We start from the raw sequence: 13,832 nt of genomic DNA, 5'->3' as shown, positions 1-13,832 counted from the left end.
AAGGCAGGAAATGGCAGTCGCTCCTTCGCTCAACTGCCTCTCCAAAGAATCCTTTCTCAGCCTAAACTCAACCCCAAAATCGCCATATGCGATTCCCCTGCCCGCAAGGGGGAGATTAGCAGTTTCAGCGCTCCGCTCGTCCTGAACGTTGGAGATTTGGCGAAGGTCGAGGTGATAGCCGATCTCCCCCCTTGCGGGGGAGATGTCCGGCAGGACAGAGGGGGTGCGAAGGATCGCCGACGCTTATTCTCCGTCGCGCCCGCCGGCGCAAAAGCTCAGCTCTTGTTGGCTGCCAGCACCAGCACCGGCTTTTCGCTGTAGAGGTTGGGGAACAGCCGCTTGAGGTTCTCGACCTTGGGCAAATCGTTGTAGACGATATAGGGATAGGTCGGGTTGAGCGTGAGAAAGTCCTGGTGGTAGTCCTCGGCCGGATAGAAGCTCTTGCCGGTCTCCAGCGTCGTCACGATCGGCTTAGGAAACACCTTGGCCTTGTCGAGCTGGGCGATATAGCTTTCGGCGATCTTTTTCTGCGTGTCGTTTTCCGCAAAGATCGTCGAACGGTACTGTGTGCCGCTGTCCGGCCCCTGGTAGTTCAGTTGCGTCGGATTGTGCGCCACCGAGAAATACACCTGCAGCAGCTGGCCGTAAGTAACCTTGGACGGCTCGTAGGTGATCTCGACGGATTCGGCATGGCCCGTCCGGCTGGTGCCGACCATTTCATAGACGGCCGTGTCCTTGTCGCCGCCGGCATAGCCGGAGACGGCGCTGGTGACACCCTTGACGTGCTGGAACACGCCTTGCACACCCCAGAAGCAGCCGCCGGCGAAGACCGCCTTTTCGGTGCCGGCGGTGGCCTTCTCGTCCATTGCCGGCGGCGGGATCACCACCGCGTCTTCGGCCGAGACTGCCGGGGTCTGCCAGAATACGGCAGCGGCGGCCGTGAGGATGAGCGCGGCAGCTGCTGCTTTAGCGAAAATCGACGATCGTTTCACGGCTGCGGTCATGTCTGATCTCCCATGATGTGGTGTGGATTATACGACGGATAGGTCCGCCGGGCTCTCACATTGCTGTGCGCATCGCCTATTTGGCCGGAGCCATGGCATCGCAGGCCTTGGTCGCCTCTGCCTTCTTCATGGCGTCCGTCTCGGCGTCGGCCTTGTTCATGCAGTCGGCCTTCATCGGATCTGTCGCCTTCATCGCGGTCGTGGCCATTGCGTCAGCCGCCATGGCGCCGGCCGGCTTCATTGCATCCGTTGCCGGCTTCATGGCGTTTATCGCCATCGCCGGCTTCATCGCATCTTCGGCCCGCGCCGCGCCTCCTTCGAACAGCGCCGCCGAGCAAAGTGCGAAGGCGAGTGCCGCCAGGGTCGGGCGATTGGTCAAAAGATTGGTCATGATGATCTCCTTGGGTTTGGCAGGGGTTGACGGCATGCGGCGGCGCCGCTGCGCGTTGGGGGAATTTCGGGAGGGTTTCTAATTCGTAGCGGCAGCAAGGATCGGCCCGCCGCCCGGCACCTGCACCAGCACCGCCGTGCTAAGGCCGCCCGTCGTCGCCGGCAGCGGCAGCGCGGTGGCGTCGCCGGTCCAACTGCCCAGCCTGGTCAGCGAATGCACGACATTGGCGTGCGGCAGCGTGCGGCCGGTGTTTTCTCCGCGCGCCACCGGCACCTCGACGACGCCCTTGCCGTAATGCACCAGCCAGACGTCGGCCTTGCCGCCGGGCACCGGACCGGCGCCGATGCTGACCGTCCTGCCGGCGAACGACAGCGAAGGTCCGTCGGCGCGGCCGCCGCTCGAAATCAGCTGCTCGATCTCGCCCGGCCTGGCGCCGACCGCATCGGCCCTGCCGTTGACCACCACTTGCGGCGTGAACGGGCCGGAACGGCCGAGCGACGGTTCATAGCGGACCTGGCGCTGCGTGAATTCTTCTTTGCCGAATGTGTCCTTCCAGCCGAGATAGTCCCAGTAGGTGACGTTGAAGGAGAGCGCCAGCACGCCGGGCCGGTCCTTGACCTTGATCAGATTGGCGTTGGCCGGCGGGCAGGACGAGCAGCCCTGGCTGGTGAACAGCTCGACGACGGTCTGCGTCTGGCCGGCGGCCGCGCCGGTTGCCGACAGCACAGTTGCCGAAAACAGCATTGCGGCGAGCCCCTTCAGGGCTGTGCTGCGTCTCGATCCGGTCATCGCTGTTCTCCTGTGCGGTTCCATGTCCACACTTCGCCGCCGACACACGGTTCGTTACAGCATCACCGCTTCGTGATCGTTCGCAGCTCTCCCTTCCCCTTGTGGGAGAAGGTGGATCGGCGCGAAACGCCGAGACGGTTGAGGGGTGCTGGAAGAAATGAGGCGTCGGCGTCTTCTGGAACACCCCTCATCCGACCGAGCTTTGCTCGGCCGTCTTCTCCTACAGGGGGCGAAGGGAAGACGGTCGCTCGCAACCAACACGCCACCCGGTGTGACCGGGCGGCGGTGTGATGGACGGGCAGCCTAAGCGGGCCGATATGCCCTCGCACTCAGCTGCGGCGTCCTATTGTGTCAACAGCGTTTCCGATGCCCGCTGATTGAAGGCGCACTTGCCGGTTACTGTGTAGACAAAGTCCGCGTTGGAATCGGTGATGGTCGGAGATGTCGGCACCGGCGATCCCCCGTCTTCCCACGCTTGTGTGCTGGTCTGGCCGCACGGCACCAGCGTAAAGATATCGACCGTTTGGCCACTGGCGATCTCGACGCCGTCCGCGTAGAGGCGGTTCGATGTCGCCGGATCGTTCGATTTGAGCACCGTTGGATTGCCTGACGGCACATCCATCTGCAGATAGAGCTGGTCCATCTGGCTGACGTCGATCACCGCGCCGGCACCGGTCGCCGGGTACATGGTGTTGACGCAAGTGGTCGCATATTTCTTGCCGTTGGAAGCGGTCTGGGTGATCGTGGTGCTGGGCAGCCCATAAAAGCTGAGCACCGTGGTGGTCGTACACACCTGCTGCTGGACCGTAGTGATCGTCGCTCCGTTGATGGTGGAGACGGTCGCCGTGCCATAGCCTTTCGGATCGCCATAACCGTTGTATGTGTAGGTGATCTTCATCAGCTTGTTGGCCACCGTGTCCCCGAATTTGGTGCCGTAGAGTGTCATTGTCTTGCCCCACCAGCCCGAGACCTTGGTCACCTTGAACGTGGCTTGCACCAGCGCCGGCCGCTTTGTCACTGCCGACGCAACGCCGACCTGCACCGTGTTGATCCTGGCGATCTGCATGAAATTCGTCGGCATGGCAAAGCCGGCGGAAGCCTTGATGCTGGCGGCGCCGTCGGTGGCGACGACGAAGCTGTCGAGCTTGGCCGTGCCTTGCCCGCCATTGGCCAGGTATGTCTCCTGCAGTTTTACCTGGCGGTCCGCCAATGAGGTGTCCGTCGCAAGCGTCGTGATCGACAGCGACGCTGCATCGAGGGCGTTCTGCATCGATGCCCTGGTTGAAACCGCCGAGGTATAGTCGATGGAAAAGCCCAATGCGGCAACCATCGGGATAAGCAGGATGGCGAGCATCGGCGCGAACGAGCCGCTCACCGATCTGAGAAATTTGCGTGCTGACGGCGGCATTCCGATCCCCCCGAAACGGCGATAGACCGGTGGGCTATCACGCCGGGCGCAAACTATGCTCTAATCTCATGGATCAAAGTTTAACGACTTTGCCGCCCCGCCGCCCCGCCGGCGTCCCGCCGCTTGCCGATATACCGTGCCCCTGCTAAAGCGCGCCGCATGACCACGCCGATCAAGAACATCCGCAACTTCTCCATCGTTGCCCATATCGACCATGGCAAATCCACGCTTGCCGACCGGCTGATCCAGTCGACCGGCGGGCTGGAGCTGCGCGACATGAAGGAGCAGGTGCTGGACTCGATGGACATCGAGCGCGAGCGCGGCATCACCATCAAGGCGCAGACGGTGCGGCTGAAATACCGCGCCAACAATGGGCAGGACTATATCCTCAACCTCATCGACACGCCCGGCCATGTCGACTTCGCTTATGAAGTGTCGCGCTCGCTTGCCGCCTGCGAGGGTTCACTGCTGGTCGTCGATGCCTCGCAAGGGGTCGAGGCGCAGACGCTGGCCAATGTCTACCAGGCCATCGACAACAACCATGAGATCGTCGTGGTGCTGAACAAGGTCGACCTGCCCGCCGCCGAGCCCGAGCGCATCCGCGAGCAGGTCGAGGAGGTGATCGGCATCGACGCCTCCAACGCCGTGCTGATCTCGGCCAAGACCGGGCTGGGCATTCCCGACGTGCTGGAGGCGATCGTCAACGATCTGCCGCCGCCGCGCGAGGGCGACATCACGGCTCCGCTGAAGGCGATGCTGGTCGACTCCTGGTACGACGCCTATCTCGGCGTCATCGTGCTGGTGCGCATCATCGACGGCGTGCTGAAGAAGGGCCAGACCATCCGCATGATGGGCACCGGCGCCAGATACCTGGTCGAGCGCACCGGCGTCTTCACGCCCGCCCGCATCAATGTCGACGAGCTCGGCCCCGGCGAGTTCGGTTTCTTCACCGGCTCGATCAAGGAGGTTGCCGATACCCGCGTCGGCGACACCATCACCGAGGACAAGCGCCCGACGGCACAAGCCCTGCCCGGCTTCAAGCCGGCGCAGCCGGTGGTGTTCTGCGGCCTGTTCCCGGTCGACGCCGCCGATTTCGAGGATTTGCGCGCCGCCGTCGGCAAACTGCGCCTCAACGACGCGTCCTTCTCATTCGAAATGGAAACCAGTGCCGCCCTCGGCTTCGGTTATCGCTGCGGCTTCCTCGGCCTCTTGCATCTCGAAATCATCCAGGAGCGGCTGGAGCGCGAATTCAACCTCGACCTCATCGCCACCGCGCCCTCGGTCGTCTACCGCCTGCTGTTGAACGACGGCACGGTCAAGGAACTGCACAATCCGGCCGACATGCCCGACGTGGTCAAGATCTCGGCCATCGAGGAGCCGTGGATCCGCGCCACCATCCTCACCCCCGACGACTATCTCGGCGGCATCCTGAAGCTATGCCAGGACCGGCGCGGCATCCAGGCCGACCTGTCCTATGTCGGCAAGCGCGCCATGCTGATCTACGATTTGCCGCTCAATGAGGTGGTCTTCGACTTCTACGACCGGCTGAAGTCGATCTCCAAGGGTTACGCCTCGTTCGACTATCACCTCACCGACTATCGCGAGGGCGACCTGGTGAAAATGTCGATCCTGGTCAACGAGGAGCCGGTCGACGCGCTGTCGATGCTGGTCCACCGCACGGCGGCGGAAAAGCGCGGCCGCCAGATGTGCGAGAAGCTGAAGGAGCTGATCCCGCACCATCTGTTCAAGATCCCGATCCAGGCCGCGATCGGCGGCAAGGTCATCGCCCGCGAAACCATCTCGGCGCTGCGCAAGGACGTCACCGCCAAATGTTACGGCGGCGACGTCTCGCGCAAGCGCAAGCTGCTCGACAAGCAGAAAGAGGGCAAGAAGCGGATGCGCCAGTTCGGCAAGGTGGATATCCCGCAGGAGGCGTTTATCCAGGCCTTGAAGATGGGGGATTAACAACTCTACCTATCATGGCATCAACATTGGGTGGGTGTCATGACGATTGAAGAATTTGTTGCCAAAATTAGGAACCGCTTTTCCCTGTTTCATTTCACTGACCGGAGAAACCTGGACTCAATAAGAGAACACGGGTTGCTATCTCTGCGCGAACTTCGTCGCCGAAATATAGAAATCGGAGCGCCCGGCGGCAACGATTGGAGCCAAAAGTCGGCTGTAAAAAGAGAGCTGGATCAGTACGTGAACTTGTCGATGCGCGACCAGCACCCAATGGAATATGTCGCCACCAAGGAAGGGCGAATCGAGGAAGTGAAGCACCTCAAGGTCAAGTATGAGGTCTTGGCATTGCCCGGCGTTCGGTTCACGGCTGACGTATCCAACAAGGCGGGTGTGGAGTTGCTGACTTGGGAGGAGGCCAAGAGTCAACTGGATTGGGAGGTGATCCTTAAACGAACAGATTGGAAGGACTCTGCTATCCAAGAACGATTGCGTCAAGCATCGAAGTATGAGGTCCTTATTCCCACGAACGTCCCTCTTGCAATGATAATCAATCTCTGATGGCAACTCGACCGGTATTCATTCCAGTTAGAAATGGGGCTCAGCTTTTTGAAGTCAGAAACTTCGAGTTCCTGTGGCATCCCGGATTTGCCGAGAGTCAAAAACGCAAGAACGTAAGAGGTCTTCACTTGGCCGCTTCGAATGCGGGCCTCGGCAGAGTCTTAGAGATATCGACTAAATCTGAAGAAGAACTAGGCCGAAGGCTGAGCGCCTTTAGCTTAAAGTACCGTCTCGGAGACAAAGACATCCCGATGGAGTCGCTCTATCAGGGCAGCAAAGTCTTCACCAAAGGTGGCCCCTACATCGATATATATGACAAAACGCCGATTGAAGCTAAGCGAGATCAACGCATACGTACATCTGGAAATATCGTGTGGTTTCAAATTGAAGGCACTGTATATTCCAGCTCACCGACCAATGCGTTTTACGACTGGGTTTACATAAGATGCCTCTATAGGCACGAAGATTTTCTTACGCGCAATCTTAGCTCGATGGATGGATTCTCGGATATCGAGTTCAATCCGGAGCGATCAATAAACAGCCAAGCTAGAGCTCTTGCTATACTCATGTCGCTTTCCGCCTGTGGGCGCTTAAAAGAAAGTGCGGAGGATTATGAGTTGTTCAGGTCAAAAATTAGCCGCACTTTTTCTACACTCTAGTACCGGTAAATCTTGCAATATATCAAGATGAGTGAGGCCCGTGTTCTTCATTGTATCGCCTCAATGCATCTTCTAACGAGTCATTATCCGACTTTAGCTGGTCCGCATATCTTTCCAGCAGGCCTTTAATAGCGTCGACCTTTGTTTTCTTCGGCCGGATTGGCTGCTCCCGCGCGACATACTTCTTTAAAAGTCCAACAGGAATCCTGTGAAGGAGCATCCTGAGCCTCCTATCTGCGACTGACTCGTCAAGATCACTGCCACGAAATGAAAGTGGCGCGCCACCGAGCGGGGAGAACAAATCAGCCTGGTCGGAATTGAAGGATGAGGATTGCCGGCTCTCTATGTCGTTCAGGATCCGGCGAAGGGCTATGTCCTCCAGCTTCCTCGACTCCTGCCTAATCAAATCCGGCCGCATTCTCCGCAATTCAGATATCACGTCATCGCTAGAATAGTAGGGCGACTTACTTCCGATCTCGAAAGCGATAGCACGAAGGTGATCTCGAACTTTCATGGAGCATCCTCCGGAGGGCTCAATTGCCGATTGCTTCACTCCAGCGACGAAGTTCCTCATATTCGCGGTCTGCACCCCAACATGAAGCTGCGATCCAGGCTAGGCGCCGACGGATCGTCTTCGGAATCTCGCCAGAAGATTTGTAAAGAATGTCATGCTGCGGCTCAGCATAGGCGTGCATCAAAATCGTCCGTAGCTGGATTTCAAATGTACTAGGGCAGAATTCGTCGGGCGTGTCAGGTTTTAAATGCGGCGGAACCACGAAAACGAGATGCTCGCTTTCGTAACCAAATTGATCATCAAACTCGGGTTTCTTCTCGGTTCTCTCCACTCTGTCGAAATGTTCTAAAAGGGCGGAACGGACGACGGAAATGTCCGACGTAAAGAAGACGATAATTCGAGCAGCGACAAGGTCATCAAAATTCATCAATGGAGGCGATCGACCTACATACTTACTCATATACTTTTTGTACGCGCTGTTCGTGGCTTTCACTCGGCATTGGCATCTGTCGATGTGACGCAGCGGCTCGACTATTTTGTTTAGCGTGCGGTCAAGACAATCGTTGAGTCGTGCAAGTCCCGGAAGGGCATCGTTGTATATCTTCGAAAATTCATCGTACTCCATTGGGCGACCTTACCTTCTGGCTCACCACTCGACCCTCCAAAGAGAGACGGCTACCCTCCTTTGCCGTTTCAGTAATTCTCACGCTTTCACCTATCTCCGAAAATGGACTGGAAACGATAACACCGGAATCGAGCTTATAGACTGCAAAATTTAAACTATCCGCATATGTATTCTGATCGATCTCGATCGAGGTGTTATAGGTGGCTGCGTTTGGAAATTTGCTTTGAAACCGTGCCGCCAAGTCAACTCCAAAGAAATTATCGGCTACTTCCTTCGGACTCCACTTTTGTTTCGGACCACTCCTGATGCTCATTGCCGCGCTTTGAAGCTGCTGTTGCTCAGTGAGATCCGCTGTTTCCTTCGCACATTGAATCAGCGATTTGGCTATCATCTGAGTGCCGGCCTTCGGCCTGATTGCGGGTGTGGATAGTAGGAAGTCGGACAACCAGAAATCAGCAACCGCCCTAGGGCCGCCACCTGATTGAAGATCGAGAATTTTGCCGCCGAGAAACTCGGTCGTAGCTTGGCCGCCTTGGAAGAAGGCGGCTTTGCGCAACCGTGAAGTCTGGCTGAATATATCAGTCAAGACTTGGAGGGAAGCCGTCCTCTGGTTAATGAGCCGTAGCGCCTCATCCCTTGGAAAGGTCCAAAGTGACGCCTGAGAAATGGAGCCGTCCTTTTGTGATGCGATCAACAGAAGAGCAGGGTGCGATCGATTGTCCATAGCAACTGACAGGCGTTCCGAGATTTCCTTTGCAGCCTCATCGGCGCCATTCTCGTCTCCAAACGCATGCCTACGCACAAGCTCACGCATGTCATTATGTCGGTTATCATCAGTCTCGAAGACAGACTCGAGACAGGTGTCAAATTTTGCTTTTTGAACATTCTTAGAGACTAGCTCTTCAATCTGGGCATCCACCTGTATGCGGCCGCCCTGAATGTTCGGAGCCTCGCCCCAATTCGACGCCGAAACTGCGAAGGCATGAAAGTGAACAAGCTGCATTACATCCCCCAAATTAACCCGGAAACTATTGTATTTCGCTGCAGTGCTACAATCGAGTCGTATGCAAGGTCATTAGTACGCGCTGCAGGAGGTTCTTCACAGGAATCACGTGCTATTCGTGGCGAACTGCGTTGATAACACGCTGACTTTTGCGAGCAGACGGACATTGACCGCTCCTCGGCTAATCTGAGTCGTTTCAACTCAAGCCCCACCCTTCACCATCCCCTCCCTTGGCGTATCCTCTCCCCGGCTTGGGGAGACACCACATGCGCTTCACTTCGGACATCGTCGCTGCCGCCTCTTCCACCCATCCCGCCATCATGCCATGTTCCCCCTAGCGGCCAGGGAGGCCGTGTCGTTCCTCATCATGTCGTCTTACGCTTCCGCGCGCAGCGCCGCCGCGGCGCTTTGCCTTGCCGCCTTGTTTGCGCCCGTCGCGCATGCCGGCGATGTCACCTTCGAGATCAAGAACAGCCATCCGAACGCCATGCGCGTCGAACTCTACAGTCAGGACCGCGACCATGTCTGGCCGGGCAACAATCAGGATTATTATCTCAACGACGGCGAGACCAAGTCGATCCCGCTGTCCTGCAATGACGGCGAATCGATCTGCTATGGCGCCTGGGTCGATGGCGACGAAAACACCTATTGGGGGGTCGGCCCCGGCAACACGGAAAAGTGCGACGATTGCTGCTACACCTGCAGCGGCGGCGAGACCGAGGAAATCGATCTGGTGCCGTGACGTGGCAAATCTTCCCCCTTGAGGGGGAGATGGCCGGCAGGCCAGAGGGGGTCGGTACGTCCTGATGCGACGTCCCATCGCGGACAGATGATGCCGGCGCTCCACGCGCAACGCCCCCCTTCTGTCGCCTTCGGCGACATCTCCCCCTCAAGGGGGGAGATCAGGCGCCCAGCCTCTCAGGCAGCTTGACGCCGTCCCGGCCGCCGCCATAGCGTGACGCCTTCAGCAAGGAGATGCACCCATGGCAGGCACGGTCGAAGGCGAAAAAATCGATATCGGCTTTTCCGGGCGCCGCTGCATCCATTCGCGCAATTGCGTGCTGGGCGATCCGCATGTCTTCGTGCCCAATGCGCCCGGCCAATGGATCCACCCCGAGGCGGCCAGCGTCGAGAAGATCGTGGCGCTCGCCGAAGCCTGCCCGTCCGGCGCCATCACCTACGTCAGAAAGGATGGCGGGCCCCAGGAACAGCCGCCGGTGGTCAACACCGTGCGCATAAGGGAAAACGGTCCGCTGGCGCTGCATGCCGAGATCGTGCTGGGCGGCGAGACGTTCTTCCGCGCCACGCTGTGCCGCTGCGGCGCTTCGGAAAACAAGCCGTTCTGCGACGGCAGCCACACCAAGGCAGGCTTCACCGCCACGGGCGAGCCGCCGCTGAAGGATCCGCCGGCGCTGGAGGCGCGCAATGGCCCGCTGACCGTCACACCGACGACCAACGGCCCGCTCAAGCTGGAGGGCAATGTCGAAATCGTCACCGGCACCGGCCACACGGTCGATCGCACCCAACGCGCCTTCCTCTGCCGCTGCGGCCATTCCGCCAACAAGCCGTTCTGCGATGGCAGCCACAAGAAGGTGGGGTTTGTGGGGTAGGCGGCAAAGCTGCCAATCCCCCCTCGTGGGGGAGATGTCCGGCAGGACAGAGGGGGTCGTCTCGCGTGGAGCGCCGGCATCCTCTGTCCACTATTGGGGGTCGCGTCAGGACGTACCGACCCCCTCTGTCGCCTTCGGCGACATCTCCCCCTCAAGGAGATTAGGCGTCGCGGCCCAGCGCTCGCCGCCAATCTCGGCCTTCGACAACTGCGCCCGGTTGATGTTAGATCTTTGCTACCGGTGCGTGCATATGCCGGAATGGCGGTCGTCGGGCTTGGGGGATTTCAAAGTGCGCAAATATGTCTTGCTGTTTCTCAGCCTCTGTATCGATTACGCCTGGGTGAACACGGCCGTCGTCCTGGCCGACCAGCTCGGCATTGCCGAGACCGTTCTTGGCCAGCCGGCGTCATGGGCGGCCCGGCAGGTCCTTTCGCTGATCCTGCTCAGCCTTGTAAGGGTGGCAAACGTCTCGCTGGGCGAATGGCTGCTGTCCTATGCGCAGACGGAGCAGCCTGCCGGCCAGCGCCAATGGGCCAATCTGTTGCTCGGCACGATGGGTGTGCTGTCCGGGATATGGGCCCTGCTGCGCCTCACCGGACCAGACGACGGCGCGCCGTTCCTGTTCATGGTGGAGGACACGCCGCTGAAGACAGCGGCCGTTGCGCTCTACAGCACCCTTTACAGTTGGTGTGGCGTGATGCTGCTGCGCTTCGAGCTCAGGGCGAAGCTCTGCAATGCCCTGCTGTTCGCCTCGGTCCTGCCATTGACCGCAATAAACCTGATCTTCTCCCGCGACGCGCTGGTTGCCTCGATGGTGGCGCGCGCCGCCATCGAGGGTCGCACGTTCCCGGTGGAAAAGGCGGAGGTCTATGCCCGCGTCTCGATCTACTACGCCATCCTGCTTGTCGCGGTGATGCTGACGATCTTGTATTTCTGCCGCGAACGGCCCACCGCTTCTGTCGGCAGGCCGCTCGAAGGCTCGCCGGGCAACCGGGCGTAGCCCTATTTGGCCAACAAGCCTTTCTTGTGGGGTAGGCGGCCAAGCTGCCAATCTCCCCCACGAGGGGGGAGATCGAACTCCCATCTTGGCCCAGCCATCACGGCTTTATCGATCCGCCGGTATCCGCTAAGGGGCGGAGACGAATTCTCCGGACCCAAATATGACCGCCAGGCCCAAACCCTCACCCCTCTTCCTCGGCATCGACACCGGCGGCACCTATACCGACGCCGTGCTTTGGTCGGAAGCCGGCGGCCCCGGCGGAAAGGTGCTGGCCAAGGCGAAGGCGCTGACGACGCGCCACGATCTCGCCGTCGGCATATCGGGCGCGGTCGATGCGGTGCTGCAAAAAGCCGGCACCGACCCGACTGCGATAAAACTGGTGTCAATGTCGACGACGCTAGCCACCAATGCGCTGGTCGAGGGCCAGGGCGGGCGCGTAGCACTTGTGATGATCGGCTTTGCCGAAGGCGACCTGGCCCGTGACGGGCTGAAGGCCGCACTTGGCACCGATCCGGTGGTGTTCTGCCCCGGCGGCCACGATGTCCATGGCAATGCGGCAAAGCTCGACCTGTCCGGGCTCGAGGCAGCTTTGCCGGAACTGGAAAAGTCGGTGTCCGGCTTTGCCGTCTGCGCCTATTTCGCCACCCGCAACCCGGCGCATGAGCTTGCCGCCCGCGATCTGATCCGCGACATAACAGGCCTGCCGGTCACCGCCAGCCACGAGCTGTCGGCCAAGCTCGGCGGCCCGCGCCGGGCGCTGACGACATTGCTCAACGCCAGGCTGATCTCGATGATCGACCGGCTGGTCGCGGCGACCGAAGGCTTTTTGACCGCGCGCAACATCGCCGCCCCGCTGATGGTGGTGCGCGGCGACGGCGCTTTGGTCTCGGCCGCCTTTGCCCGCCAGCGGCCGATCGAGACGATCCTGTCCGGCCCGGCCGCCAGCCTCGTCGGCGCCCGCCACATGACCGGCCTCGACGATGCCGTGGTCTCCGACATCGGCGGCACCACCACCGACGTCGCCGTGCTCGACAAGGGCCGGCCGCGGCTCGATCCGGAAGGCGCCACCGTCGGCGGCTTCCGCACCATGGTCGAAGCCGTCGCCATGCGCACCTTTGGGCTGGGCGGCGATTCCGAAGTGGCGCTGGAGGACGGCGCGCTCAACCCGAAAATCCTGCTCGGGCCGCGCCGCCTGGTGCCGCTGGCGCTGGCCGGCATGATACATGGCGAGGCGGTTACATCAGAGCTGGAACGCCAGCTGCGGGCCCCCAACCCCGGCCGCATGGATGGCCGCCTGGCGGTGCGCACCGGCGTGCCGGAGCGGCTGGCGGCCGGACTGACCGGTGCCGAAGCCAGGCTTTACGAACTGATCGGTGCCGTGCCGCAGGCTCTCGACAGATTGCTGACCTCGAATGCCCAGAACGCCACCTTGAACCGGCTGGTATCGCGCGGGCTGGTGCATGTCGCCGGCTTCACGCCGTCGGATGCCGCGCATGTGCTGGGCAGGCAGGCCAATTGGGATGCGGCCGCGGCGCGTCTCGGTGCCGAGCTGTTCGCGCGCAGGCGTGACGGCCGCGGCCAGTTCATCGCCGCGTCGCCGGAGGCGATCTCGGAACGGGTGCTGACCGCGCTGACCCGCCTCTCGGCGGAAGTCATCCTCGAAACCGCCTTTGCCGAGGACGGCCTGGATGGCGCGGCGACCGTCGCCCATGCGCTGGTCCAGCGTGCCGTCGACGCCCATCCCGGCATCGCCCGGCTCAGCGTCGCGCTCGACCGTCCGGTGATCGGCCTCGGCGCCTCGGCGCCGCTGCACTATGCCGGGCTGGCCGAGCTGGTCGGCAATCGATGCGTGGTGCCGGAGGATACCGATGTCGCGAATGCGCTCGGCGCCGTCGTCGGCCAGGTCCGGGTCTCGGCCGAGGCGCGGGTCAGCCAGCCCAAGGAAGGGCTGTTCCGTGTCGCCTCAGGCGAAAGCGTGCGGGACTTCAACGACGAGGCGGCGGCGATCGCCGCGGCGGAGAAAGACGTGCGGGCGATTGCCGCCGGGCGGGCGAAGGACGCCGGCACCGACAGCGCCGAGATCGAAATCGCCAGCGAGTTCCGCGTCTCGACCGTCGAGGGCCAGCGCATGTTCATCGAGGCGCATGTCGTCGCGGTGGCGTCGGGCAGGCCAAGGATTGCTGTATGAGCGCGTAATCTCCCCCTCGAGGGCAGGGCTATCGCATATGAGTGATGGCATTGATGAGATAGTCGTCGTTCCAGGCGCATTTCTTGATGCGATGGCTGATGGGGACTTTGGCAGCATC

The 13,832-nt window shown here is 60.7% G+C and carries 14 protein-coding genes; 7 read left to right on the top strand and 7 right to left on the bottom strand.

Translation table 11 applies throughout. From position 1 onward, the window contains the following. Window positions 1–275: 275 nt before the first annotated feature. The 4 genes from msrA to NKI79_RS32370 form a co-directional block, all read right to left on the bottom strand. Entirely contained in the window at window positions 276–1,004 is a 729-nt protein-coding gene (gene msrA / locus NKI79_RS32385) for a peptide-methionine (S)-S-oxide reductase MsrA (RefSeq protein WP_352476876.1), read from the bottom strand. Window positions 1,005–1,080: 76 nt separating this feature from the next. Beyond that, complete coding sequence (locus tag NKI79_RS32380) at window positions 1,081–1,395, bottom strand: hypothetical protein (RefSeq protein WP_352807320.1); 315 nt, start codon at window positions 1,393–1,395, stop codon at window positions 1,081–1,083. A 78-nt stretch (window positions 1,396–1,473) separates the two neighbouring features. Continuing rightward, window positions 1,474–2,184: a DUF1223 domain-containing protein gene (locus NKI79_RS32375; protein ID WP_352807317.1), complete on the bottom strand. Its 711-nt coding sequence runs from the start codon at window positions 2,182–2,184 to the stop codon at window positions 1,474–1,476. 343 nt (window positions 2,185–2,527) lie between these two features. Further along, window positions 2,528–3,592: a TadE/TadG family type IV pilus assembly protein gene (locus tag NKI79_RS32370; RefSeq protein WP_352807314.1), complete on the bottom strand. Its 1,065-nt coding sequence runs from the start codon at window positions 3,590–3,592 to the stop codon at window positions 2,528–2,530. Window positions 3,593–3,751: 159 nt separating this feature from the next. On the opposite strand from NKI79_RS32370, the gene lepA reads away from it, so the two are divergent. The 3 genes from lepA to NKI79_RS32355 are packed head-to-tail and all read left to right on the top strand — an operon-like array spanning window position 3,752 to window position 6,774. Beyond that, a complete protein-coding gene (lepA, locus tag NKI79_RS32365; protein ID WP_292664584.1) occupies window positions 3,752–5,557 on the top strand; it encodes a translation elongation factor 4 in 1,806 nt (601 codons plus the stop codon). A 39-nt stretch (window positions 5,558–5,596) separates the two neighbouring features. Then, a complete protein-coding gene (locus NKI79_RS32360; protein WP_352807311.1) occupies window positions 5,597–6,115 on the top strand; it encodes a DarT ssDNA thymidine ADP-ribosyltransferase family protein in 519 nt (172 codons plus the stop codon). After that, window positions 6,115–6,774 carry a DarT1-associated NADAR antitoxin family protein gene (locus NKI79_RS32355; RefSeq protein WP_352807308.1) on the top strand — a complete coding sequence of 220 codons (660 nt, stop codon included), beginning with the start codon at window positions 6,115–6,117 and terminating at the stop codon, window positions 6,772–6,774. Before NKI79_RS32360 ends, NKI79_RS32355 begins: the two co-directional genes overlap by 1 nt. Window positions 6,775–6,796: 22 nt before the next feature. Here NKI79_RS32355 and NKI79_RS32350 read toward each other — a convergent pair whose 3' ends face one another. Genes NKI79_RS32350 through NKI79_RS32340 form a run of 3 tightly spaced genes read right to left on the bottom strand, consistent with a single transcriptional unit; the run spans window position 6,797 to window position 8,916 of the window. Continuing rightward, window positions 6,797–7,288: a hypothetical protein gene (locus tag NKI79_RS32350; RefSeq protein ID WP_352807306.1), complete on the bottom strand. Its 492-nt coding sequence runs from the start codon at window positions 7,286–7,288 to the stop codon at window positions 6,797–6,799. 19 nt (window positions 7,289–7,307) lie between these two features. Continuing rightward, the gene (locus NKI79_RS32345) at window positions 7,308–7,913 is read right to left on the bottom strand and encodes a GTP pyrophosphokinase (protein ID WP_352807303.1); all 606 of its coding nucleotides are present in this window, start codon (window positions 7,911–7,913) and stop codon (window positions 7,308–7,310) included. Continuing rightward, window positions 7,900–8,916, bottom strand: coding sequence for a hypothetical protein (locus NKI79_RS32340; protein ID WP_352807301.1), 1,017 nt, complete (start codon window positions 8,914–8,916; stop codon window positions 7,900–7,902). The genes NKI79_RS32345 and NKI79_RS32340 overlap by 14 nt, the downstream gene beginning before the upstream one ends. Before the next feature lie 367 nt (window positions 8,917–9,283). Between NKI79_RS32340 and NKI79_RS32335 the strand changes: the two genes are divergently transcribed. From NKI79_RS32335 to NKI79_RS32320, 4 genes are all read left to right on the top strand, one after another. Then, complete coding sequence (locus NKI79_RS32335) at window positions 9,284–9,658, top strand: hypothetical protein (protein WP_352807323.1); 375 nt, start codon at window positions 9,284–9,286, stop codon at window positions 9,656–9,658. Between the two features lie 241 nt (window positions 9,659–9,899). Then, window positions 9,900–10,526, top strand: coding sequence for a CDGSH iron-sulfur domain-containing protein (locus NKI79_RS32330; RefSeq protein ID WP_352807298.1), 627 nt, complete (start codon window positions 9,900–9,902; stop codon window positions 10,524–10,526). Window positions 10,527–10,815: 289 nt separating this feature from the next. After that, window positions 10,816–11,526: a hypothetical protein gene (locus NKI79_RS32325; RefSeq protein WP_352648384.1), complete on the top strand. Its 711-nt coding sequence runs from the start codon at window positions 10,816–10,818 to the stop codon at window positions 11,524–11,526. A gap of 160 nt (window positions 11,527–11,686) precedes the next feature. Further along, entirely contained in the window at window positions 11,687–13,714 is a 2,028-nt protein-coding gene (locus tag NKI79_RS32320; protein WP_352807296.1) for a hydantoinase/oxoprolinase N-terminal domain-containing protein, read from the top strand. Window positions 13,715–13,832: the final 118 nt, after the last annotated feature.

The sequence above is a fragment of the Mesorhizobium sp. M0340 genome, from assembly GCF_040321535.1.
GTDB lineage: Bacteria > Pseudomonadota > Alphaproteobacteria > Rhizobiales > Rhizobiaceae > Mesorhizobium.
Note: the sequence above shows the minus strand (reverse complement) of the source record. Positions and strands in the feature narration are given on the sequence as shown.